Annotated in this window: 25 protein-coding genes; 13 read left to right on the top strand and 12 right to left on the bottom strand. The window is 66.7% G+C overall.

Annotated elements, in window-relative coordinates; translation table 11 throughout:
- Positions 1 to 55: 55 nt before the first annotated feature.
- Entirely contained in the window at positions 56 to 1,708 is a 1,653-nt protein-coding gene (locus NDN16_RS17580) for a putative bifunctional diguanylate cyclase/phosphodiesterase (RefSeq protein ID WP_285292801.1), read from the top strand.
- Here NDN16_RS17580 and NDN16_RS17575 read toward each other — a convergent pair whose 3' ends face one another.
- From NDN16_RS17575 to NDN16_RS17555, 5 genes are all read right to left on the bottom strand, one after another.
- On the bottom strand, positions 1,709 to 2,290 hold the full coding sequence (locus tag NDN16_RS17575; RefSeq protein ID WP_251114761.1) for a TetR/AcrR family transcriptional regulator: 582 nt from the start codon (positions 2,288 to 2,290) through the stop codon (positions 1,709 to 1,711). It abuts the gene before it with no gap.
- Entirely contained in the window at positions 2,287 to 3,297 is a 1,011-nt protein-coding gene (locus NDN16_RS17570) for an NAD(P)-dependent oxidoreductase (RefSeq protein WP_251114760.1), read from the bottom strand. Before NDN16_RS17570 ends, NDN16_RS17575 begins: the two co-directional genes overlap by 4 nt.
- 68 nt (positions 3,298 to 3,365) lie before the next feature.
- Positions 3,366 to 4,241 carry a shikimate dehydrogenase gene (locus NDN16_RS17565; protein ID WP_251114759.1) on the bottom strand — a complete coding sequence of 292 codons (876 nt, stop codon included), beginning with the start codon at positions 4,239 to 4,241 and terminating at the stop codon, positions 3,366 to 3,368.
- A complete protein-coding gene (locus NDN16_RS17560) occupies positions 4,238 to 4,897 on the bottom strand; it encodes a GntR family transcriptional regulator (protein WP_251114786.1) in 660 nt (219 codons plus the stop codon). Before NDN16_RS17560 ends, NDN16_RS17565 begins: the two co-directional genes overlap by 4 nt.
- 2 nt (positions 4,898 to 4,899) lie before the next feature.
- Complete coding sequence (locus NDN16_RS17555) at positions 4,900 to 5,556, bottom strand: GntR family transcriptional regulator (protein WP_285292808.1); 657 nt, start codon at positions 5,554 to 5,556, stop codon at positions 4,900 to 4,902.
- 179 nt (positions 5,557 to 5,735) lie between these two features.
- Here NDN16_RS17555 and dctP point away from each other — a divergent pair, with 179 nt between their 5' ends.
- Genes dctP through NDN16_RS17490 form a run of 12 tightly spaced genes read left to right on the top strand, consistent with a single transcriptional unit; the run spans position 5,736 to position 17,113 of the window.
- On the top strand, positions 5,736 to 6,722 hold the full coding sequence (gene dctP, locus NDN16_RS17550; protein WP_251114757.1) for a TRAP transporter substrate-binding protein DctP: 987 nt from the start codon (positions 5,736 to 5,738) through the stop codon (positions 6,720 to 6,722).
- A 51-nt stretch (positions 6,723 to 6,773) separates the two neighbouring features.
- Positions 6,774 to 7,283, top strand: coding sequence for a TRAP transporter small permease (locus tag NDN16_RS17545; RefSeq protein WP_353050227.1), 510 nt, complete (start codon positions 6,774 to 6,776; stop codon positions 7,281 to 7,283).
- Entirely contained in the window at positions 7,280 to 8,581 is a 1,302-nt protein-coding gene (locus tag NDN16_RS17540) for a TRAP transporter large permease (protein ID WP_251114755.1), read from the top strand. Before NDN16_RS17545 ends, NDN16_RS17540 begins: the two co-directional genes overlap by 4 nt.
- Before the next feature lie 19 nt (positions 8,582 to 8,600).
- A complete protein-coding gene (locus NDN16_RS17535; RefSeq protein WP_251114754.1) occupies positions 8,601 to 9,038 on the top strand; it encodes a type II 3-dehydroquinate dehydratase in 438 nt (145 codons plus the stop codon).
- Complete coding sequence (locus NDN16_RS17530; RefSeq protein WP_251114753.1) at positions 9,035 to 10,927, top strand: bifunctional sugar phosphate isomerase/epimerase/4-hydroxyphenylpyruvate dioxygenase family protein; 1,893 nt, start codon at positions 9,035 to 9,037, stop codon at positions 10,925 to 10,927. The genes NDN16_RS17535 and NDN16_RS17530 overlap by 4 nt, the downstream gene beginning before the upstream one ends.
- Before the next feature lie 10 nt (positions 10,928 to 10,937).
- Positions 10,938 to 12,110, top strand: coding sequence for a bifunctional 3-oxoadipate enol-lactonase/4-carboxymuconolactone decarboxylase PcaDC (pcaDC, locus tag NDN16_RS17525; protein WP_353050226.1), 1,173 nt, complete (start codon positions 10,938 to 10,940; stop codon positions 12,108 to 12,110).
- The gene (gene pcaH / locus NDN16_RS17515) at positions 12,107 to 12,829 is read left to right on the top strand and encodes a protocatechuate 3,4-dioxygenase subunit beta (protein WP_251114752.1); all 723 of its coding nucleotides are present in this window, start codon (positions 12,107 to 12,109) and stop codon (positions 12,827 to 12,829) included. The genes pcaDC and pcaH overlap by 4 nt, the downstream gene beginning before the upstream one ends.
- A gap of 1 nt (position 12,830) precedes the next feature.
- Positions 12,831 to 13,457 carry a protocatechuate 3,4-dioxygenase subunit alpha gene (gene pcaG, locus NDN16_RS17510; protein ID WP_251114751.1) on the top strand — a complete coding sequence of 209 codons (627 nt, stop codon included), beginning with the start codon at positions 12,831 to 12,833 and terminating at the stop codon, positions 13,455 to 13,457.
- 8 nt (positions 13,458 to 13,465) lie between these two features.
- Positions 13,466 to 14,200 carry a 3-oxoacid CoA-transferase subunit A gene (locus NDN16_RS17505; RefSeq protein WP_251114750.1) on the top strand — a complete coding sequence of 245 codons (735 nt, stop codon included), beginning with the start codon at positions 13,466 to 13,468 and terminating at the stop codon, positions 14,198 to 14,200.
- Entirely contained in the window at positions 14,197 to 14,868 is a 672-nt protein-coding gene (locus NDN16_RS17500; RefSeq protein ID WP_251114749.1) for a 3-oxoacid CoA-transferase subunit B, read from the top strand. Before NDN16_RS17505 ends, NDN16_RS17500 begins: the two co-directional genes overlap by 4 nt.
- 1 nt (position 14,869) lies before the next feature.
- Positions 14,870 to 16,072, top strand: coding sequence for a 3-oxoadipyl-CoA thiolase (gene pcaF, locus NDN16_RS17495; RefSeq protein WP_251114748.1), 1,203 nt, complete (start codon positions 14,870 to 14,872; stop codon positions 16,070 to 16,072).
- Positions 16,073 to 16,075: 3 nt separating this feature from the next.
- A complete protein-coding gene (locus NDN16_RS17490; protein ID WP_251114747.1) occupies positions 16,076 to 17,113 on the top strand; it encodes a 3-carboxy-cis,cis-muconate cycloisomerase in 1,038 nt (345 codons plus the stop codon).
- Here the strand turns inward: NDN16_RS17490 and argE are convergent.
- Genes argE through NDN16_RS17455 form a run of 7 tightly spaced genes read right to left on the bottom strand, consistent with a single transcriptional unit; the run spans position 17,055 to position 23,285 of the window.
- Complete coding sequence (gene argE, locus NDN16_RS17485) at positions 17,055 to 18,248, bottom strand: acetylornithine deacetylase (RefSeq protein ID WP_251114746.1); 1,194 nt, start codon at positions 18,246 to 18,248, stop codon at positions 17,055 to 17,057. The two genes, NDN16_RS17490 and argE, sit on opposite strands and share 59 nt — an antisense overlap.
- A 13-nt stretch (positions 18,249 to 18,261) precedes the next feature.
- Complete coding sequence (locus NDN16_RS17480) at positions 18,262 to 19,188, bottom strand: LysR family transcriptional regulator (protein WP_251114745.1); 927 nt, start codon at positions 19,186 to 19,188, stop codon at positions 18,262 to 18,264.
- Between the two features lie 42 nt (positions 19,189 to 19,230).
- A complete protein-coding gene (locus NDN16_RS17475; RefSeq protein WP_251114744.1) occupies positions 19,231 to 19,905 on the bottom strand; it encodes a DUF1028 domain-containing protein in 675 nt (224 codons plus the stop codon).
- A gap of 44 nt (positions 19,906 to 19,949) precedes the next feature.
- Entirely contained in the window at positions 19,950 to 20,366 is a 417-nt protein-coding gene (locus NDN16_RS17470) for a RidA family protein (RefSeq protein WP_251114743.1), read from the bottom strand.
- A 3-nt stretch (positions 20,367 to 20,369) separates the two neighbouring features.
- On the bottom strand, positions 20,370 to 21,368 hold the full coding sequence (locus NDN16_RS17465; RefSeq protein ID WP_251114742.1) for an NAD(P)H-quinone oxidoreductase: 999 nt from the start codon (positions 21,366 to 21,368) through the stop codon (positions 20,370 to 20,372).
- Positions 21,365 to 22,486: an ABC transporter ATP-binding protein gene (locus NDN16_RS17460; protein ID WP_251114741.1), complete on the bottom strand. Its 1,122-nt coding sequence runs from the start codon at positions 22,484 to 22,486 to the stop codon at positions 21,365 to 21,367. The genes NDN16_RS17465 and NDN16_RS17460 overlap by 4 nt, the downstream gene beginning before the upstream one ends.
- The gene (locus NDN16_RS17455; RefSeq protein WP_251114740.1) at positions 22,476 to 23,285 is read right to left on the bottom strand and encodes an ABC transporter permease; all 810 of its coding nucleotides are present in this window, start codon (positions 23,283 to 23,285) and stop codon (positions 22,476 to 22,478) included. The genes NDN16_RS17460 and NDN16_RS17455 overlap by 11 nt, the downstream gene beginning before the upstream one ends.
- Position 23,286: the final 1 nt, after the last annotated feature.

Below are 23,286 nucleotides of genomic sequence, written 5' to 3'. Positions count from 1 at the left end.
CATTTTCCGGCCGCCATCCCGGTCTGGTAGGCAATGAATGGAACCGTCGAGCGGAATGATGCCGGTGATCGAGCGCCAGGACAGGCAATTCCGGCTGCTCGTCGAGGGCATCACGGACTACGCCATCTACATGCTCAGTCCGGACGGGACGATCGTCAGCTGGAACACAGGTGCGGAGCGCGCCAAGGGCTATCGTTCGGGCGAGATACTTGGCCGGCACTTCTCGATCTTCTATCGCGACGAGGACCGCCAGGCAGGCGTGCCGGAGACGGCCCTGCGCGCAGCCTTGGTGGATGGCCGGTTCGAGGCCTTCGGATGGCGAGTGCGCAAGGACGGCACCGAGTTCTGGGCCGATGTCGTCATCACGCCGGTCTTCGACGCCAGACGCCGGCATGTCGGCTTCGCCAAGATCACGCGGGACCGGACGGAGCACAACCGCGTCATGCAGCAACTGGCGCATCTTGCGCGACACGACGTCCTGACCGGCCTGCCCAACCGGCTGGCGCTTGCCGCGTGCCTAGACGATGCGCTGACCCGGGCGCAGGGCGATGGCGGCCTGGTCGCGGTCGTGACCTTCGATCTCGACGGGTTCAAGGTCATCAACGACCTGCAGGGCCATGATGCCGGCGACATGCTGCTGAGTGCGATCGCATTCCGCATCGGCCAATGCCTCCGGGAAGGGGAACTCGTCGCGCGTTATGGCGGCGACGAGTTCGTCGGTTTTACGCCTTGTCGCTCCTGCGAAGAAGCGCAGGACTTCGTGCGCAGGCTACAGACCGCCATATCGAGCCCGGTCACCCTGCCTCATGGCCGCATAAACCCCTCCGCAAGCTTCGGGATCGCGCTGTATCCGACCCATGCCGACAACAGGGAAAGCCTGATCAGCAATGCCGATCTTGCGATGTACCGCGCCAAGAGCGCCACCAAGACGCGCGTCAGGATCTATGAGGCGGAGATGGACCAGGTGGCGCGGCGCCGGCGTACGCTGGGCCTCGACTTGCGCATGGGGGTCGGGCGCGGCCAGTTCGTCCTGCATTACCAGAAGCAACTCGATCTGAAGAGCGGGGGGCATCGGGCCTGCGAGGCGCTGCTGCGCTGGAACCACCCGACATTCGGCATGATCTCGCCGGCGACCTTCATCCCGATCGCCGAGGAGAACGGAGAGATCGCCAGGATCGGAGCCTGGGTCCTGCGGCAGGCCTGCCGCGATGCGCACCGCACGGATATGGCGAGGGTCGCCGTAAATCTTTCGGCGCGCGAGGTACAGGATCCGCAGTTTCCGGACCTTGTCGAGCGCATCATCGAGCGGGAGCGGATCGAGCCCGGCCGGCTCGAGCTCGAGATCACCGAATCGATGACGATCCAGGATATCGCCGTCGCGTCGAAGAACTGTCGCAGGCTGAAGGACATCGGGGTCAGCTTTGCCCTCGACGATTTCGGCGCCGGCTACTCCACCTTCGATGCGCTGCGGGCGCTACCCCTCGATGTGATCAAGCTGGACAGGAGCCTCCTGCAGGATCTGGGCGTCGACATGCGCGCGGGGGCATTCGTCCGGGGTATCCTGGCGATGGCGCGGGCCGTCGGGCTGAAGGTGCTGGCGGAGGGGGTGGAAACCGAGCAGCAGCTGGGTTTCCTGCGCGCGGAGGGCTGCGACTATGCCCAGGGCTATTTCATCGGCCGGCCGGAACCGTTGACCGGCTCGGGCTGATCATTCCAGGGCTCCGCCGATCAATGCCGCGAAGCCTGAAATGGCCTTGCTCTCGTCGCATCGCCCTTGCACCATCGCTCCAGCCAGGGCCTCCCCGGCGCCGACGAGGCCTATGCACCGACGCTCGAGCTCTTCGGCATCCAGCGTCGTATGGGGTTTCAGCACAGCGACGAACATGCGGACGCAGTTGCCGAGCAGTTCCTGGAAAACCTCCGCCTTCTCGTCGCTGCCGGCAAGGGCCGCGCCGACGGCGTGGAACGCGTCGGTCACGTTTCCGGCGCAGAGTATGTAGGCCCTGGCCAAGGCCTGCACGGTTTCCAACCGCGTGCGCGTACCACCCGACATCGATGCCTGGAAGGACGCCACCCGTTCGGTATCGATCATGCGATAGAGCGCGATCAGAAGGTGCGAACGCGTGCCGAAATGATCGTAGACGACCGGTTTGGAAACACCCGAGCGTTCCGCCAGATGCCCCAGCGTCAAAGTGTCGGCCCCTTCCGTCTGCACGATGACGAGCGCGGTTTCAAGCAACTGCCGACGGCGGGCTTCCTTCGGCAGGCGCTTCATGGCGATCTCCGTCATGCGATGGGCTCGAGTTCGACGATCCGGCCGCCGGCGTCGTTCAGCCGCTTCAGATAGACGTCTTCGTCGAGCAACTGGTACGGGAAATAGAGCCCGGGCGCGGCCGGCGCCTGGCCGTCGAGGCCGGCCAGCCGCTCCAGGATCATGGACGTACCCAGCGCCGTCAGCGGCGCGGCGCCCCCCGGATGAAACACGCCATGTCGGGTTCGAAGCGGGTTTCCGCGCGTGTCCCGACCCTCCAGCTCGATGATGATCTCGGTGGATCTGGCATCGCCGCGTCGGCGCGAGGAGCTCACCCCCTTTGCCAGGTCGAAGCTGACGTTCCGCGCTCCGGTCGCGGTCGCAAGGCCGGCGACGTCGATGGACGAGAAGCCCGTCGCTTCGACGGCCGTGCCGTCGATCGCATGGAACCGGGATCGGGCCTCGTCGCCGCTGCGCCAGATATAGGCGCCGTCCCGCCGCGTCAGCGCGGCCGGCATCATACGGGCGAGACGCTCGAAATCCTCCGCCACCGCCGGGCCGCCGCCATCCTCCTCGTCGACGAGGGCGCCGATCGAGATGGTGTCGACCCGCGCGAAGCGCCTGGCGCAGGCAAGCGTGGCGATGGTGGTCGCCCCGACGAGCCATTCGTAGCCGAGCACGATGGCGGCAGCCTGCGGCGCGTTCATGTAGGTCGCGACCTCGGGCGCGATCTCATAGATGCCGGACGAGATGCCGAGATGGGGAATGCCGCGCGCATGCGCGTAAGACAAGCCGGCGAGCCGCTCGTCCGAATAGAACACCGCGACCGCGCCGATCTTCCGTTCGCCGAGGCCGAGATCCTCGGCACGGGAGTCGATCGCCACGCCCTGCGCATTGCCGAGTTCATGCGCCGTCGCTTGGCTTTTCCCGGAATCGCGCCCGCCGATCAGCAATGGAGCTTCGGGATGGGACGCACGCAGCGCCTGCGCCGTCAGTCTGCCGATGGCGCCGGAGCCGCCCATGAGAAGAATCGGGTAATGCGTCATGATATGGAACCTCTGCCTGCCGAAATAACCTACGATTGGTAGCTTAAGTAAGCTACCATCAGTAGGTTTCAAGTGGCGGGCACATTTCCGGTCAGCTCGGCAAAATGCGCCTGCATCCGGCGGCTATCGGGAGCGATCGCAGTGAACAGCTCGAAAGCCTCGACCGCCTGGAAGACGGCCATTCCGCCTCCGTCGCAGACCCGGCATCCCATGGCGCGGGCGGCCTGGAGCAGTTCCGTATCGAGCGGAACATAGACGACATCGGCTACCCACAGGCTCGGCCTCAGCAGCTCCTGTCGAAGCGGAATGCCGGGATAGGCGGCCATGCCCACGGGTGTGGCGTTGACCAGGCCGTCGGCCGTGGCGAGCGCTTCGGCGGGGTCGTCCGCAACCTGGATCCGGCTTTTGCCGAAGCGTTCTGCAAGTGCGCGCCCGGCGGCGGCGCTGCGTGTCGGCTGACGGTCCACCAGGGTCAGACGTTCGGTGCCGAGCGTCAGCAACGCGTGCGCGACGGCCAGGCCTGCGCCGCCTGCGCCCAGTTGCACCACCTCGTGCAGCGCCGCGTCCGACAGTTGCCCGGAAAAGCCGCGTGCGAAGCCCGTGCAGTCGGTGTTGTGTCCGGTGCGCCGGCCATGGCCGAAGACGACGGTGTTGACCGCGCCCAATGCCTGGGCTTCGGGTGACAACGCATGGAGATGGTCGATCACCGCCTGCTTGAACGGGTGGGTGACGTTGACGCCCGCGAAGCCGCGCCCCTCCGCTTCATCCAGCGACGCCTTCAATGCCGCGTCCGGGTCTGCCGCGCCGGCGAGGTCGAAGCGCTCGTAGCTGTAGTCGAGGCCGTTGGCGGCGCCTGCGGCTTCGTGCATCGCCGGAGAGAGGGAGCCGCCGATGCCGGTTCCGATCAGTCCGACCCTGACCCGGCGTCTTTCGGTTGCGCTCATGCGCTTATCGTCCCGGTTCCGAGGGCATGGGCGACACCGCCGCGAACGTGGACCTGCAGGATATCGCAGGCGCGCCGCCAGTCGCGCTCGAGCGCGCAGTCCAGCATCTCCCGGTGCTCGGCGGCGGCGACATCGCCGCGGAAGCTGAGCGCGATCATCTGGTAGCGAAGATACTTGTCGAAAACGAGGGCATGAGTGTCCTGCAGGATCCGCGATGCGCAGGCCGAGATCAGCGCCTGATGGAACTCCCAGTCACGCTGCTTCCAAAGGTAGACACTGTCGTCCTGTCCGTCGGCCACGGCGTCCTCGGTGCGGGCAAGCATGTGATGGGCGGCCACGACGCGGCTTTCCCAGGCGGTATCGCCATTGGTGAAGGATTGCTCGATGGCGCTGCATTCCAGCAGCAGGCGCAGGTCGGCGATCTCGTGAAGATTGGCGATGGATACGGCCGCCACCTCGAATCCGCGCTGGCCTTCCGCGACGACGAAACGCTGGGAGGCCAGGCGGCCGAGAACCTCGCGCAGATGGCCGGTGCCGACCCCGTACCTGTCCTTCAGCGCATCGAGCCGAAGGCGCTCGCCGGGGGCGAGGACGCCGCGTATGATGTCGTCGCGCAGTCGGTCGTAAAGGGGTTTGGGCACCCCGCCGGAAGCCATGTTCACCGCAGCACCCCCAGGCCCAGCGTATGGGCGACGCAACCATCCACGTGGCGTTCGATCAGGGCGACGCCGCGCCCGGCGTCGCGCGCCAACGCGGCTTCCATCAACTCCCTGTGCTCGCCGGACGCGACCGACCCCCGGAAGACGAAAGCCACCATCTGGTAGCGCAGGTAATGATCGTAGACCCCGGCATAGGAGTCGATGAGCTCCTGCGAGCCGCAGGCCGAGATGAGAGCCAAATGGAAAGAGCGGTCGTAATGCTTCCATACCGTCCGCTCCACCGCCTCGCCCGCCATCATGCGCCGTTCGATCACGGCAAGCTTATGATGAGCCGATACGATTTCGCCCTCCCATTCGAGGTCGCCTTTTGCGAATGAGCGTTCCAGTGCATGACGCTCGAGCAGAAGGCGAAGCGCCGCGACATCCGCCAGATGCCTGGCCGATACGGCCGCGACTTCGAAGCCGCGCTGGCTCTCGGACCGGATGAACCCCTCCGAGACAAGGCGTTGCAGGATCTCCCGGAGGGTCGAGACGCTGGTGCCGTAAAGCGCGACGAGCTCGTCCAGCTTCAGCCGGCGCCCGGGCTCCAGCACGCCGAAGACGATGTCGCCCCGGATCGTATCGTAGCGGCTGTCAGCGACGGCCGGTGCCGTCATGGCGATTGTCACGGTCCAACTCCCTGCTCCTGCCCCGGATCGATACCACGCTTCCGACGGTCAAAGTAGGATATTTTCAAAAATCTCCTACAAAATGCATTTCGCCCATTGATTATTGAAACATCCGATCGGATAGTTGGGCCAACGACCTGTGGGAGCGGGTCGATGGGAGGAACGACATGACCATCACTCGACGTGCGGCCCTGGCCGCAACAGCGCTGGCTGCATTCGCCGTCCTTATTCCCGGAGCCGCGTCGGCACAGGATGGCACGACGCTACGCTTTTCCGCCGTGTTCTCCGAGCAGGACATACGGGCCGAAATGACGAAACGGCTGGCCGAGGCCGTCGCGCCGGATTTCACGCTGCAGCCCTACTATGGCGGCAACCTCTTCAAGCAGGGTACCGAGCTGGTCGCCATTCAGCGCGGCAATCTAGAGATGGGCAATATCGCGCCCCAGGATATCGCCAACCAGGTGCCGGAATGGTCTCTCCTGACCTCGGCATACCTGTTCCGCGACGCGGATCATCTGCAGGCTTTCTTCGACAGCGAGGCAGGCGCCGAGATGAAGCAGCTCGTGGAGGACAAGCTCGGCGTACATATCCTGGCGCCCACCTATTTCGGGGCGCGGCAGGTGGGTCTGCGGCTGGACCGGGAGATCAACACCCCCCAGGACATGGCCGGCGTCAAGCTGCGCATGCCGGGCGGCGATTCCTGGCAATTCCTCGGCCAGGCCATCGGCGCCAATCCGACGCCGATGGCCTATGCCGAGGTTTATACCGGCCTCCAGACCGGCGCGATCGACGGGCAGGACAACCCCCTGCCGAATGTCGAGAACATGAAATTCTACGAGGTGATGTCGCAGATCGTCATGACGTCGCATCTCGTCGGCTTCGACGTGCTCGCCATATCGAGCAAGGTGTGGAACGAGATGAGCGAAGAGCAGCGCACCGCGTTCCAGGCTGCCGTCGACGAGGCGGTCGGCTGGAGCACGCAGCAGCACGTCGATCAGGAAGCGGCGCTCGCCAAGGGGTTCGAGGAGCGTGGATTGAAGATCCATACGCCCGATATCGACGCCTTCCGCGCCTATGCGCAGGAGCAGTATCGCAATTCCAGCCTGTCGCAGGACTGGCCTGACGGAATGCTCGAGACGATCAACGCGATGTAAGCCGAGCCGGGCGGCCCGGCGCCGCCCGTCCGAACCCGTGCGGAGATGGCCATGCGACTGACCGGCATCGCCCGATGGCTCTATGCGCGTGCCGAAAACATCCTGGCCCTCATGCTGGCCGTCATGTTTTTCGGCTTCGTCGCGCAGATCGTCTTTCGGTACTTCCTGAACTTCCCAATCGGCTGGACCTCGGAGCTCACCGTCATCATGTGGCTGTGGCTGGTGCTCTGGGGCGCGGCCTTCGTTGCCCGCGAGGACGAGGAGATCCGGTTCGACCTCCTGTTCGATTCCGTGGGGCCGGCCCTCCGCCGCCTCATGGCGGTCGTCGGCGGACTGGCCGTCGTCGGGCTCTATACGTTCTCGCTGCCGGCCACGGTGGACTACGTCACCTTCATGAAGGTGCAAGAAACCGCCTATCTCGACATCCGCTACGATTATCTCTTCTCGATCTACGTCGTGTTCGCGGTCGCCGTGATCTGCCGATATGCGTGGCTGGTCTGGAGAGCAATGCGCAGGGCGCCGAAGCAGATCGACCCCACGCACAAGAGTTCCGGCCTATGAGTTTCTCCGATCCCTTCACGCTGTGCATCGTGACGCTGGTCGCGATGAGTATTCTGGGCGTGCCCATCGGCCACTCGATGATCTGCGCATCGATCCTCTATCTGTTCGCCGCCGGGCTCGACATGGGCACCGCTGCGGAGCAGCTGTTGAATTCGATGATGACCAGCTACACCATGCTGGCCGTGCCGCTGTTCATCCTGGCCGCCGAGCTGATGAATTCCGGCTCGATGACCATACGGCTGCTCAACTTCTGCAATGCGATCGTCGGCCGGTTCCGCGGCGGGCTGGCGCAGGTCAACGTGCTGCAGAGCCTCATCTTCGCGGGGATGTCGGGATCGGCCATTGCCGATGCCGCCGGCATGGGCAAGATGATGCAGAAGATGATGACGCAGGACGGCAAGTATACGCCAAGCTACGCGGCCTCGCTGACGGCCGTCTCCGCCGTCATCGCGCCGATCCTGCCGCCGTCGATCCCCCTGGTGATCTATTCGCTGGTCTCGAACGCTTCCATCGGTTTCCTCTTTCTCGGCGGCATCCTGCCGGGCCTGCTCATCTGCGTGTCGCAGATGGGGATCGTCGCCTGGACCGCGCGGCGGAAGAACTTCCCGACGGAGGAACCCGTACCGCTTCGCCGAATCCCCGGCATCACGATCCGCGCTTTGCCGGCTCTGATGCTGCCGGTGGTGCTGTTGGTCGGGTTGCGCGGTGGCGTCATGACGCCGACGGAAGCCGCTGCCGTCGCCGCGCTCTATGCGCTGCTCGTCTCCGTCGTCATCCACCGCGACGTCGGCCTGCGGCAGTTCTACGGCTCCCTGCTTGCGGCAGGTCGCATGACGACGTCGGTGGGCATGCTGATCGCCGGCGCGATGGTGTTCAACTACGTCATCACCGTCGAGAACATCCCCGCATCCATCAGCGCGTTCCTCCTGTCCTTCGAGCTGACGCCGCTGACATTCCTGCTGATCGTCAACGTCGTCCTCCTGCTGCTCGGCTGCATCCTGGAAGGCACGACGATCATCCTCGTCGTCGTACCAGTGCTGGTGCCGACCGCGCAAGCGCTCGGAATCGACATGGTGCATTTCGGCGTCGTCGTCGTCTTCAACGTCATGCTGGGGCTCATCACGCCGCCATATGGCCTGCTGCTCTTCATCGTCGCCCGCGTATCCGGCGAACCCTTGCGGGCAATCGTAAAGGACACGCTGCCCTTCCTTGCCGGGATGATCGTCGCCCTCATGCTCATCACCTTCTTCCCCTCGCTCGTCCTCGGCGTGCCGCGCATGTTCGGCTACACGGGCTGAGGCTTTCAGGATTATGGCCATGCCTGCACCGATCCACGTCCTCAACGGCCCCAACCTCAATCGCCTGGGCAAGCGCGAGCCCGAAATCTACGGTACGGCGACGCTTGCCGACGTCGAGGCGCTGTGCCGGGATGCGGCGGGCGACCACCCGCTCGTCTTCCGGCAGACCAACGCAGAGCATCAGCTGGTGGATTGGGTGCATGAGGCGATCGACGCCGACGCGGGGATCGTCATCAACCCGGCCGGCCTGTCCTTCCGCTCGATCCCGCTTCTCGACGCGCTGAAGATGGCGCGGATGCCGATCCTGGAGCTGCATATCTCCAACATCCACCGCCGGGAGGAAATCTACCAGACCTCGCTGGTCTCCCGCGCGGCGCGGGCCGTGATCGCGGGGCTCGGCCCGGCCGGCTACGCGACGGCCGTCGCGACCATGCGCGGCTGGCTGGCCCAGCCATGAAGACGTCCATCGCCACGGTCTCGATTTCCGGAAGCCTTCCGGAGAAGTTGGAAGCCATAGCGGCGGCCGGATTCGACGGGATCGAGATCTTCGAGCAGGATTTCATCGCCAACGACGCCGCCCCGCGCGACGTCGGACGCGCGATCCGCGACATGGGGCTGGAGATCACCCTGTTCCAGCCGTTCCGGGATTTCGAAGGATTGCCGGAGCCGCTCCGCCGCAAGGCCTTCGAGCGTGCCGAGCGCAAGTTCGACCTGATGGGGGAGCTCGGCACGGACCTGATGCTCGTCTGTTCCTCCGTGCATCCCGACGCGCTCGGCGGCATCGACCGCATGGCCGCCGACTTCGCGGAACTCGGGGAGCGCGCTGCGCGGCGCGGCCTGCGGGTCGGCTACGAGGCGCTGGCCTGGGGGCGCCATGTCAACGATCACCGCGATGCATGGGAGGTCGTGCGCCGCGCCGACCATCCATCCATCGGCCTTATCGTCGACAGCTTCCATACGCTGGCGCGGAAGATAGATCCGGACACGATCAGGCGCATTCCCGGCGACCGCATCTTCTTCGTGCAGCTTGCCGATGCGCCGCAGATCGACATGGACCTGCTGTACTGGTCCCGCCATTTCCGCAACATGCCGGGCGAGGGCGACCTCGATGTCACGCGCTTCATGGCCGCGGTGGCCGCGACCGGATATGGCGGCCCCGTCTCGCTGGAGATTTTCAACGACCAGTTCCGCTCGGCCAGCCCGCGCACCATCGCGGCCGACGGATACCGCTCCCTCGTCGCGCTGGTCGACGACGTGCGCAGGCTCGAGGATGCGACCGCGCTGGAGCCGGCCGCCATGCCGCCCCGGTCGATCGTATCCGGCGTCTCCTTCGTGGAATTCGCAAGTGCCGGCGGCGAGGCGCACGCGCTCGGCCGGACGCTGGGGACGCTCGGCTTCTCGGCCGTCGCGCGCCATATCGGCAAGAAGCTTACCCTGTTCCAGCAGGGCGATATCCGTATCGTGCTCAACGAGGAGGGCGAGGGCCACGCCCACAGCGCCTGGCTCGTCCACGGGACCTCTGTCTGCGACGTCGGCTTGTCGGTCGCCGATGCGGCGGCGACGCTGGAGCGGGCCGGGCATCTGGGCGAAACGCCGTTCTCGCAGCCGCTCAGCCCCGGAGAGCTCGACATTCCGGCCATCAGGGGGCTTGGCGGCAGCGTGCTGCATTTCCTGGACGATGGCTCGGGCCTGGCGCGCGTCTGGGACGTCGAGTTCGAGCCGCTGGCGCCGGATCTGCCCCGACGCGACTGCGGCCTGACCCGCGTCGATCATCTGGCCCAGACCATGAGCTACGACGAGATGCTGAGCTGGTCGCTGTTCTATACGACGCTCTTTGACATGGGGAAGTCGGCGATGGTGGATGTCGTCGACCCGGACGGGCTGGTGCGCAGCCAGGCGCTGGCGACGGCCGACGGCAGCTTCCGCATGACGCTGAACGGCGCCGAAACGCATCGCACCATGGCCGGCCATTTCCTGCGGGACAATCTTGGGGCGGCCATCCAGCATATCGCCTTCGCCTGCGACGACATCTTCGCCACTGCCGCGGCCTTCGCGGCAAACGGCTTCCGGCCGCTCCCGATCCCGTCCAACTATTACGACGACCTGGCTGCCCGGCTCGACGTCGAGCCGGCGCTCCTGGCGCGGATGAAGGCTGCCCAGATCTTCTATGACCGCGACGGCGAGGCGGAATTCTTTCAGATGTACTCTCGCCTCGAAAGCAGCGGGTTCTTTTTCGAGATCGTGGAGCGGCGTGGCGGATATTCGGGCTACGGCGCGCCGAACGCGCCATTCCGCATCGCCGCCCAGAAGCGGCTGATGCCACCCAAGGGCATTCCGAAACTGTAGGAGAAACCGGATGCAGTTCGCGCAAGTCGGCGACCTGACCCTGCACTGCGAATTCCGGCCGGGGCCGGGGCCGGCGCTCGTCTTCATAAACTCGCTCGGGACCGATTTTCGCATATGGGACGGCGTCGTGGCCGCGCTGGGCGCCGGGCAGGCGCTGCTGCGCTACGACAAGCGCGGCCATGGACTTACCGGAGATGGGATCGGGCCCGGAAGCATCGATGCCCATGTGCGCGACCTTGCCGGGCTGATGGAGCATCACGCGGTCACCGGCGCGGTCGTCGTCGGCCTCTCGGTCGGCGGCATGATCGCCCAGGGGCTGGCGCTCGCACGGCCGGACCTCGTCTCGGCCCTCGTCCTGTCGAACACCGCGCACAGGATCGGAACGCCGCAGAGCTGGTCCGAGCGGATCGACGCCGTTCGTGCCGGGGGGCTGGAAGCCATTGCCGACGGCGTCATGGAAAAGTGGTTCACCGCAGGTTTCCGGCAGGCCGGCAACCCGCCGTACCGGCTGTGCCGGACCATGTTCGAGCGGTGCTCGCCCGCCGGTTACATCGCGACCTGCGAGGCCATCGCGGCCGCGGACTTCACCGAGCGGGCCCCGGCCATCACGGTGCCGGCCCTGTGCATCGCCGGCAGCGACGACGGATCGACACCGCCGCAACTGGTGCATGCGCTGGCATCGCTGATCCCGGGCGCCCGCACGACGGTGATCGATAATGCCGGCCATCTGCCGAACGTCGAACGGCCGCAGGCCTACGCCGATACCCTGCGGGGCTTCCTGGCGGAGCTCGCGCCCGAAGCGGGCGCGTTCGAGGCCGGCATGGCCACCCGCCGCCAGGTCTTGGGCGACGCGCATGTGGACAGGGCGAGCGCGGCGATCACCGACTTCGACCGCGCCTTCCAGACCTTCATCACGGAAGGGGCCTGGGGGACGGTCTGGACGGGGGCGCAGCTGACCCGGCGCGAGCGCTCCCTCGTCACCATCGCGCTGCTGGCGGCGCTCGGCCATGGCGAGGAGGTGGCCATGCATGTGCGCGCCACCCGCAACACCGGCGCCAGCGAGGCCGATATCGCCGAGGCGCTCATGCATGTGGCCGTCTATGCCGGCGTGCCCGCCGCCAACAGCGCGTTCAGGATCGCCAAGGCGACCATCGGCGAGATGAGGAAGGAGCCGACCGCATGACCGGTTCGTATTTCCAGCGCGATCATGCCTGGCACCCGCCGGCCCTGACGCCGGGCTACAAGACGTCCGTGTTGCGGTCGCCGCGCCACGCGCTCCTGTCGCTGCCGACGACGCTTTCGGAGGAGACTGGCCCGATGTTCGGGCACGACAGGCTGGGTCCGCTCGACGACGACCTGATCCGCAACTTTTCCACCGATGGCGGCGAGGCCATCGGCCAGCGCATCATCGTCCAGGGCCGCGTGCTGGACGAGGCGGCCCGGCCGGTTCGCGGCGCGCTGGTGGAATTCTGGCAGGCGAATGCCGGCGGGCGCTATCGGCACCGCAGGGAAACCTACCTGGCTGCGCTGGACCCCAATTTCGGGGGGTGCGGCCGCTGCATCACCGACGAGGACGGGCGTTATGCCTTCCGCACGGTCAAGCCGGGCGCCTATCCATGGCCGAACGGCGCCAACGACTGGCGGCCCGCGCATATCCACTTCTCGATCTTCGGGCATGCCTTCGCGCAGCGCCTGATCACCCAGATGTATTTCGAGGGCGATCCGATGATCCGCCAATGCCCCATCGTGCGGACCATTCCCGACGAAGCCGCCATCGACCAGCTTGTGGCGGCGCTGGACCGCAACGCCACAATCCCGATGGATGCCCTGGCCTACAGGTTCGACATCGTGTTGCGCGGCCGCCGTTCCACGATATTCGAGAACCGCCCGGAGGGAAACTGACATGGCCCAGCCTCTCGGCTATCTGAAGGAGTCGCCGTCGCAGACGGCCGGCCCCTATGTCCATATCGGCACCAACCCGAACTGGGTGGAGATCACCGGCGTCTGGCAGGAGGATCTCGGCCTCGTCCTTGTCGGACCCGAGGCGACGGGCGAGCGGATCGTGCTGGAGGGGCGGATTCTCGACGGTGGCGGCAGCCCGGTGCGCGATGCGCTGGTGGAGATCTGGCAGGCCGACGCGGCCGGGCTCTACAACGCGCCGTCCGAGACGCGCGGCAAGGCGGACCCGCATTTTTCTGGTTGGGGCCGGCAACCGATTTCGGAGGCCGATGGCGCATTCCGCTTCGAGACGGTGCGCCCCGGGCGCGTTCCCTTTCCGGACGGCCGCCTGCAGGCGCCGCACGTGACGTTCTGGATCGTCGCGCGGGGCATCAATCTGGGCCTGCATACGCGAGCCTATCTCGGCGACGAGGCGGAGGCCAATGCACAGGACCCCCTTCTCTTGCGCATTGCGGAACCGGCGCGCCGGGCCACATTGGTGGCGGCCCGCTCCGACCGCGACGGGATCGCCGTCTTCACCTTCGATATTCGCCTGCAGGGCGAAGGCGAAACCGTTTTTCTGGATATGTGATGGGACCGATGGACAAGACCGTTTCCAGCCTGGCCGATGCCGTAGCGTACATTCCGGACGGCGCTACCGTGATGATCGGCGGATTCGGCGGTTCCGGCGCGCCGATCGAGCTGATCCATGCGCTAATCGACCGGTTCGTCGCGACCGGCCACCCGACCGGGCTGACCGTCGTCAACAACAATGCAGGCAACGGCCATGTCGGACTGGCGGCGCTGATCGAGCAGGGCATGGTGGCGCGGCTGATATGCTCGTTCCCGCGTTCGGCAGACCCCCGTGTCTTTACCGAACTGTATCGGGCCGGCCGGATCGAACTGGAACTCGTGCCGCAGGGTACGCTGGCCGAACGGATACGTGCGGGCGGAGCCGGCATCCCAGCATTCTACACGCCGACCGGCTATGGCACCGCGCTGGCCGAGGGCAAGCCCGTCACGCAATTCGATGGCCGGCCCTATGTCCAGGAGCGATGGCTGAAAGCCGATTACGCACTGGTGAAGGCGCACCGGGGCGATACGCTGGGCAACCTCGTCTTCAACAAGGCGGCCCGCAACTTCAATCCGCTGATGTGCATGGCCGCCGGAGTAAGCATCGCCCAGGTATCCGAGATCGTCCTGCCCGGTGCAATCGACCCGGAGCATGTGGTGACGCCCGGCATCTTCGTGCAGCGGGTCGTGGAGGTGGCCATGCCTGCACAGGAAGAGGCGCTCAATCGTCAGGACGCGCGCTACCCGGAGGCGGTTGTATGAGCGCCCGGCTCACCCCGGCGCAGATCGCCTGGCGCGCGGCGCAGGACATCGAGGATGGCGCTTATGTCAATCTCGGCATCGGCCTTCCGGAGATGGTGGCGCGGTTCCAGCCTCCGGGCCGACAGGCGATCTTCCACACCGAGAACGGCATCCTCGGTTTCGGAGAGGCGCCGCCGGACGGAGAGGAGGACTGGGACCTCATCAATGCCGGCAAGAAGGCTGTCACCATAAAGCCGGGCACCGCATTCTTCCATCATGCCGACAGCTTCGCGATGGTGCGCGGCGGCCATCTCGACGTCGCGATCCTCGGGGCCTACGAGGTCGCCGAGACGGGAGACCTTGCCAACTGGTCGACCGGGCCAGGGGGCGTGCCGGCGGTCGGGGGAGCGATGGACCTCGTCCATGGGGCAAAACGCGTGGCGGTCATCACGGATCACATGACGAAGGACGGCAAGCCGAAACTGGTGACGGCGTGCTCGCTGCCGCTGACCGGCGTCGCCTGCGTCACGCGGGTCTATACCAGCCTCGCCGTCGTCGATATCGAGGGGGGACGCTTCATCCTGCGGGAAAAGCTTCCCGCCGTGTCCCTGGAAGACCTGCAGGCGGCAACGGGCGCGACGCTTATCCTGCCGCCGACGATCGCCGACCTTACCGCTCCGGAGCTCTGACATGGCCGAAGCCTTTATCTGCGCCTATGTGCGTACGCCCGTCGGTCGCTTCGGCGGCGCGCTTTCGGCCGTCCGGGCCGACGATCTGGGTGCGGTGCCGCTGAAGTCGCTTATGGAAAGCCATGGCGGGGTGGACTGGGCGGCGGTGGACGATGTCGTCTACGGCTGCGCCAACCAGGCCGGCGAGGACAACCGCAATGTCGCGCGGATGTCGGCCCTGCTGGCCGGCCTGCCGGAAGGCGTACCGGGTACGACCATCAACCGGTTGTGCGGCTCGGGGCTGGATGCGGTCCTGACGGCCGCCCGCGCCGTCCGCGCCGGCGAAGCCGAACTGGTGGTCGCCGGCGGCGTCGAATCCATGAGCCGCGCGCCCTTCGTGATGCCGAAAGCGGATGCGGCCTTCTCGCGCCACGCCGAGATCCACGACACGACGATCGGCTGGCGCTTCGTCAACCCCGTCATGAGGGCGCAATACGGCGTCGATGCCATGCCGGAGACCGCCGAGAACGTGGCGGAGGCGTTCGGCGTCGAACGCGCCGACCAGGACGCGTTCGCGTTTCTTAGCCAGCAAAAGGCTGCGGCTGCGCAGGCAAGTGGCCGGCTGGCACGGGAGATCGTCCCAGTCACCGTGCCGCAGAAGCGGGGCCTGTCGAAGACGGTCGATCGTGACGAGCATCCGAGGGAGACGACCATGGATGCGCTGTCGACACTGCCGACGCCCTTCCGCAAGGGCGGCACGGTGACTGCCGGCAATGCATCCGGCGTCAACGACGGGGCCGCGGCGCTGATCCTTGCCTCGGAGGCGGCGGCGCGCCGCCACGGCCTGACGCCGATGGCACGGGTTCTCGGCGGCGCGGCGGCCGGCGTCGCGCCGCGCGTCATGGGTATCGGCCCGGTACCCGCCACACGGAAACTGCTGGCCCGGCTTGGCCTTTCGACTACGGATTTCGACGTGATCGAGTTGAACGAGGCGTTCGCCAGCCAGGGGCTGGCGTGCCTGCGCGAACTCGGCATCCACGATGACGACGACCGCGTGAACCCCAATGGCGGGGCGATCGCATTGGGGCACCCGCTCGGCATGTCCGGCGCGCGGATCGCCGGCACCGCGGCGCTGGAACTGGCGCTTGCGCGGAAGCGGCGGGCGCTTGCCACGATGTGCATCGGCGTCGGGCAGGGCATCGCCGTAGCGCTGGAAAGGGTCTGACGCATGCGCTCCCTGCTGGATGTCCTGACGGGCGATGCGGAGATCGCCGGCTTCCTTGCACCCGAAGCCGAGATCCAGGCGATCCTGCGGTTCGAATCGGCGCTTGCGCAGGCGACGGCGGAGGCGGGGCTGATCGAGCCCGCCGCCGCCGCCGCCATCGAAAGCGCCGTCGCGGCATTCGTTGCGGACAGCGACAGGCTGTCGGCGGGGCTCCGGCGAGACGGCGTCATCGTGCCCGAACTCGTTCGGCAGGTGCGCGCGTCCATCCGCGACCCGCATGGCGTTGCGCTTCACCTGGGTGCGACCAGCCAGGACGCGATCGACACCGGGCTGATGCTGCGGCTGAGCGGTATTCTCGACGTGCTGGGCAAGCGGCTGGACCGCCTGATCGACGCCGTCGACGCGGCAAAGCGCACTGACGGGCAAAAATCGTTGATGGCCCATACCCGCATGCAGGCGGCGCTGCCGATCACCGTTGCGGACAAGCTGGAAGGCTGGAGCAGGCCGCTTATCCATCACCGCGAACGGCTTGCAGACCTCAAAGCGGACCTTGCCATCCAGCTCGGCGGGCCGGTCGGCGACGGAAGGGGGTTCGGGGGCAAGGCCCCGGAGGTCCGGCGCCACCTTGCCCGGCAGCTCGGCCTTGCGGACGCCGCGCCCTGGCATACGGACCGTACCCGCATCCTCGATGCGGCGCAGGGGGTTGCGCTTCTCACCGGCACGCTCGGCAAGGTCGGCCAGGACATCGCATCGATGGCCGAGCGCGGAGCGGTCACCCTGTCGGGCGGGGGCGCGTCATCCGCGATGGCGCACAAGAACAACCCCGTCGGCGCCGAGTTGCTGGTTGCGATCGGCCGGCTGAACGCCGGTCTGATGGGCACGCTCCACCAATCCATGATCCACGAGAACGAGCGCTCCGGCGCTGCCTGGACACTGGAATGGATGATCCTGCCGCAGATGGCCGAAGCGGCAGGCGCCGCGCTCAACCATGCCGCAACCTTGCTGAAGGGTGCGCGCCTCGGTCAGCAAGCATCGCCGTGATGGCGCCCAGAAGTCGTTCGCATTCGGCGAGCTGGTCTTCGTCGACGAACTCGTCCGGCCTGTGGCCCTGGGCCATGTGGCCCGGGCCGCAGATCAGCGTCGGTATACCCAGCGCTTCGTGGAACAGCCCGCCCTCGGTGCCGAAGGCCACCTTGATCGGGGGATCGCCGCTGTCGAGCATCGATTGCAGCAACCCGACCGCCGGCGTATCGGCGGGCGTATCCAGCCCCGGATAGCCCGAGACCTCCTCGACATCGATCCGGGCATGCGGAAACCGCCCGCGATGCCTGGCGGCGATCGCCTCGGCATCGGCCACGACGCCGGCGATGATCGCGTCGGGATCGTCGGCGGCGACATTGCGCAGCTCGAACTCGAGGTCGCAGCGCCGAGGCACGATATTGAGCGCCGTGCCGCCATGCATCGTGCCGACATGCAGCGTCGAATAGGGAATGTCATAGGCATCGTCGCGCGCGCCGGCTGCCTCCAGCGCCGCCTGCCGGGCCTGCAGGCGGGTCACGAACTCGGCGCCGAGATGCAGCGCGTTCAACGCCTCGGGCGCCAGCGCCGAATGGCCTTCCTGGCCAAGGCAACAGGCGCGCAGGGCGCGCTTGCCCTTGTGCCCGGTAGCGATGCGCATTCCCGTCGGCTCGCCGATCAGGCAAAGGGCCGGCCGGGCCGGGTGCATCCGGCGCATGTCCAGCATGCCGCGCACGCCGAGACAGCCGATCTCCTCATCATAGGAAATGGCGAGATGCAGGGGCAGGCTCAACGTCTCGCCGGCGGCGTGCAGCATCGCCCGGATCGCCACCGCGAGAAAGCCCTTCATGTCGGCGGTTCCGCGCCCGTAGAGACGCCCTCCTTCGAGCCGAAGGAGGAACGGATCGCCGGACCAGTCCTGCCCCTCCACCGGCACCACGTCGCAATGCCCGGACAGCACCACGCCGCCGGCGATGTCTGGCCCGACGCTGGCCCACAGGTTGGCGCGGGTGCCGTCGTCGCTGGCATAGCGCTCGAGACGGATGCCGGCCGGGGCCAGCAATCCCTCGACGTAGTCGAGAAGCGCCAGGTTCGATTGCCGCGACAGGGTCGGGAAGGCCACCAGCCGGGCAAGGATATCGGTTGTCTCGGGTATCATGAGGGCATGTCCGTCAGGCCAGCAGGCCGGGCAGGCTGCCCGAATCCGCGGCTTCGTGGCAGTGGTCGATGAAGGCCTGGATGGTGCGCGACACGTGGGCGGCGCGCGAAATGGCGATGCCCAGTTGCAGCGGCGGCACCGGCGTATGCAGCGGTATGAACTTCAACTGCTTGCCGTCCATCGAGATGTCGGAGACCGTGCGCATGTTCGATATGCCGAAACCGAACCCGTTGGCGACCAGGCTGCGCTGGATCGAAATCTCGCAGGTGCGTTCGGCGATGCGCGGACGCTGTCCGAAGCCCCGGAACAGCGACAGGAAGTAGTCGGAGCTGTGCGGCATATCCAGAAGCACCATGCCGTGCCCCAGCAATTCGTCGGCCGTCAGGCTGGTGCGGCCGGCCAGCGGATGATCCACATCCACCATGACGTAAGGAGGCAGGGTGCGCAGCGGCTGGAAGTCGATGTCGCTGGGCAGCGCGATGTCGTAGGTCAGCGCCACGTCGATCCGGGCCGACCCGAGTGCATCGAAGATCTGCGCCTGGTCCAGTTCGACCTGGCTGAACTCCACGCTGGGATAACGGCTTTCGAAGGTGCGGCGCAATTGCGGTACCATGAGCTGCACGAAGGTTCGCAGGCAGCCGATCCGCAGCGAGCCGAGGACGCTTCCGGTATAGATGTTGGCCAGATCGTTCAACTTGGCCGCGTTTTCCAGGACCACCCGCGCCTGCTCCATGAAGCGTTCTCCCGTCGGCGTCAGGGCCGAGCCCTGAGCGTGGCGACGCGTGAAGAGCTGGACGCCGAACCCCGCTTCGAGCTGCGCGATGGCGGACGACATGGACGGCGCGGTGACGTTCACCTTCTCGGCGGCCAGCGCGATGCTGCCGGCTTCACCCACGGCAATGAAATATTCCAGTTGTCGCAGGGTGAAGCGAAGCGGCATGGCAATCCCTCGAAGAACCTCGTCCGGACGCGGCGAGGTTAGTCACTCATCTCCCGGAACGCCATAAGACGGCGCCTGGCGCGGGTCCAGCGCGCGGGTGACATAGGCGGCCATCTGGGGCTGGTAGACCGACCAGGCCTGTTCCAGCGCCGCGATCGGGCACGCGTCGCTCCAGTCGATCCGAAGCTCGGCCAGCGGCCAGCTTTGCGCGTCGACGAGCAGCAGCCCGGCCGAGTGAACGGGTCCTGCCTCGCCGCCGGCATCCAGGCCGGCGCGCAACGCGCCCAACAGGCGCTGCCCGAGATGGCCCTCGGAGTTGCTGAAATGCTGGACCATGACTTCGGGCACGCCGGCATCGGCAAGTAGATTGCCGGCCGCGGCGGTATCGCGGCCCTGGGCTTCGGACCACATGCCGAGCACCTCGGTGCCCGAATAGATGGCGCTTTCGCCCGAGCGTCCGACCGCCAGGACCTGCCGGAACGCCATATGCGCGCCGCTGCGTTCCAGGATCGCCAGGGCTTCGCGCGGGCTGGCCCCCCGCTCCATGAGGTCCAGCGCATGCGGGCCGAGCCGCGGGTCGGTCACGTTCTGCGTGGCGACGGCGCCCACGCCGGCCCGTGCAAAGGAGCAGCGCGCGGCGACGGCCGGCGACGAGGAGGATATGGCGACACCGAACATTCCCGTTTCCGGGCAGTGGCCGACGATCGAAAAAGTCATGGAAACTCCCTGGGCATCCGCCCTTTCCGTCTTCTGGGGTGCGCTCAATCGGGGATGACGGCGGTCGCGTCGATCTCGACCAGCCATTCTGGACGGGCCAGGGCCACCACGGTCAAACCCGTGCAGACCGGAAAGACGCCCCTGATGTATTCGCCCATGGTCCGATAGACGGCCTCGCGGTGGCGCACGTCGGTCAGATAGACGACGAGCTTGGTCACATGCTCCATCTCGCCGCCGCACTCCTGCACCAGCTGGCGGATGTTCTGCATCACCTTGTGGGTCTGCTCCACCGGGTCGCTGCTGGCGATGTTTTCGGCGGTGTCGAGATCCTGCGGGCACTGGCCGCGCAGGAAGATGGTGGTTCCTCCCCGGGCCACGACGGCCTGCGACAGGTCGTTATCGAGCTTCTGCTCGGGATAGGTGTCGCGCGTGTTGAACTTGCGATGTCGCAAATGAGCCATGGTTCAGCTTCTTTCCCTCGTGGTCAGTACGATCTTTCCGAAATTGTCGCCGCCCTCCAGCAGCGCATGGGCCCGCGCCGCGTCGGCAAGCGGGAAGGTGCTCGACAGGACGGGCCGGACCTTGCCGGGCCCCAGCAGTGGCAGCAGCGTTTCACGGACGTCGGCGGCGATCGCGGCCTTTTCTCCGTCGCTTTTGGGCCGGAGCGTCGACGAGGTGAGCCAGAGCCCCTTGCGCATCAGCAGGCCGAGGTCGACCGGCGCGATCATGCCGGTCATGAAGGACAGGCCGACATGGCGTCCGCCGGGCGCCATGCAGGCAAGATGGCTGTTGACTGCATCGCCGCCCAGGATGTCGAGCACCACGTCCACGCCGCGCCCGTCGGTCAGGTGCAGCACTTCCGCGGCCAGATCCGCCTTGCGGTAGTCGATCGCATCGGCCCCCATGGCGGCGAGGCGCGCGCATTTTTCCGATCCGCCGGCCGTGACGATCACCTTGGCGCCCATCGCCTGCGCCAGTTGCGAGGCAAGGGTGCCGATGCCGCTGGCGCCGCCTTCGATCAGTACGGTTTCGCCGGGCCGCAGCGCTCCACGCTCGAACAGATTGTGCCGGATCGTGAAAAGCCCTTCGGGCAGCACGGCGGCCTCCTCGAGGCTCAAGCCGTCCGGTACGGGCAGGCAATGGGCGGCCCGAGCCACGGCAAGTTCGGCGTATCCGCCGGCCTTCAGCAGCGCCATCACCGTCGTGCCGAGGGCGGCAGGATCGACATCGGCGCCGATGGCGACGACTTCCCCCGCAACCTCCAGCCCCAGCACGTCGGAGACGCCGGGCGGCGCGGGCAGAGCACCGGAGCGCTGCATGATGTCGGGGCGGTTCACCCCGGCGGCGGCAACTTCGATCAGCACCTCGCCGTCACCGGGCGCAGGAACGGGGCGGTCCACCAGCGTCAGCACGTCCGGTCCGCCGGGCCGTGCGGCGATCACGGCTTTCATCGTGCGGGTCAAAGGGCATCCTCCCGGGCGTAGATCGCGGCGCCCTGTTCCGGCAGGGCGATCCCGACCGCGACACCCGGCGCGAATGCCCCGGCCGCCGGAACGCGCAGCATCACGCGTCCGGACGTCGCGGCCGGACAGTCGAGGTAAAGTTCGGCGTAGCTGCCCTGATAGACGGACAAGGCGACGCGCGCCGGGATGGACAAGGGGTCGCCCGGCTCGGTCAGGCGGCACTGCTCCGGACGGACGAACACCGTCACCGGACCCACGGCGGGCACTTCATCCTGGTAGAGCGTCAGCTTCAGGGGCGTATCGCCGATCTCGACTTCGGCGGTGGAGTCGAATCTCTTGCGCAACGTCGCCGAAAACAGGTTGGCGTCGCCCACGAAGGTGGAGACGAAGAGGCTCTGCGGCCTGTCGTAGATGTCGGCCGGGCTGCCGATCTGGCGGATATGCCCGCGCGACATGACGGCGATGCGGTCCGACATGCTGAGCGCCTCGTTCTGGTCGTGCGTCACGAAGACCGTGGTCAGCCCGAGCCGCGTCTGGATCTCGCGCAGTTCCACCTGCATCGCGCCCCGAAGGTTGCGATCGAGGGCCGAGAACGGTTCGTCCAGCAGCAGGACGCGCGGGCGGATCACCAGTGCCCGGGCCAGCGCGACACGCTGCTGCTGGCCGCCGGACAATTGTCGGGGGCGCCTGTCGGCGAAATCCTGGAGCTTCACCAGCGCAAGCGCCTCTCGGACGCGCTCGGCGATCTCCGCCTTGGCGACACGGCGGGTCCGCAAGCCATAGGCGACGTTCTGCGCGACGCTCATATGCGGAAACAGCGCGTAGTTCTGGAAGACGATGCCGATTTCGCGCTTGTGCGGCGGAACCTGGGTGACGAGCTCGCGCTCGATGAAGAGTTCGCCTGCGTCGGCTTCGAGGAAGCCGGCGATCAGGTTCAGCAGCGTGGTCTTTCCGCAGCCGGACGGCCCCAGCAGCGTCATGAACTCGCCGCGCCGCATCTTCAGCCAGATCGGGTCGAGCGCCATGATGCCGGAGAAGGACTTGGCCACGCCATCCAATTGGACGGCGGCGTCCGGCATGTCCGAAGACGCTGCGGGAATGGGCATCTCACTCGACATTGAGAACCTTTTCGAGGCGGAAGATCTTGTGGACGATCAGGAGGATGGCGGCGACGACGACCACGTAGACCACGGACAGCGCGGCCAGCGTCGGGTCCGCATACTCCCGAACGTAGTTGTACATGGCGACCGGCAGGGTCTGCGTGCTCTGGTTGACGACGAAGAGCGAGGCGGTGAACTCGTTGAACGACAGGATCGCGGCGAACAGGCCGCCCGAAACGAGGCCCGGCACCAGAAGCGGCAGGGTGATCGTCAGGAGGACGTGCAGCGGTCCGCCGCCGAGGCTTTCGGCCGCCTGTTCGTAGCGCCGCTCGAAATTGCGCAGCGACACGTAGACCGAGCGTACGACGAAGGGGAAGACGATGATGACGTGCACCGCCACGACGAGCCAGATCGAACGGGGCAGGGAGGCAGCGGCCGACAGGATCAGCAGGCCGAGGCCGATGGTGAAGTTGGGGATGATCAGCGGCGACATCAGGATCGCGTTCAGGATGCTCCTGCCCCTGAACTCGTATCGGTCCAGCACATAGGCGAAGCCGGCGCCTGCAACCATCGCGATGGTTGCGCCGACCGCCGCCACCTTCAGGGAATTGACGAGGCCCGCCCCGAAATCCCGGTACTGGAAGGCGTTCGCATACCAGCGGAAAGACCAGCTCCGGGGCGGAAAGGACAGGATCGCGCCATCGTTGAACGAGGCGATCGCAACCACCAGGAACGGCATCAGCACGAAGCACAGGATCGACGTGACGAGGATCGCCCCACCCCAGTCCAGAATGCGGTCGGACACGCTTTTCTTCATG

It is taken from the genome of Aureimonas altamirensis (assembly GCF_023702225.1).
GTDB classification, from domain to species: domain Bacteria; phylum Pseudomonadota; class Alphaproteobacteria; order Rhizobiales; family Rhizobiaceae; genus Aureimonas; species Aureimonas altamirensis_B.
Note: the sequence above shows the minus strand (reverse complement) of the source record. Positions and strands in the feature narration are given on the sequence as shown.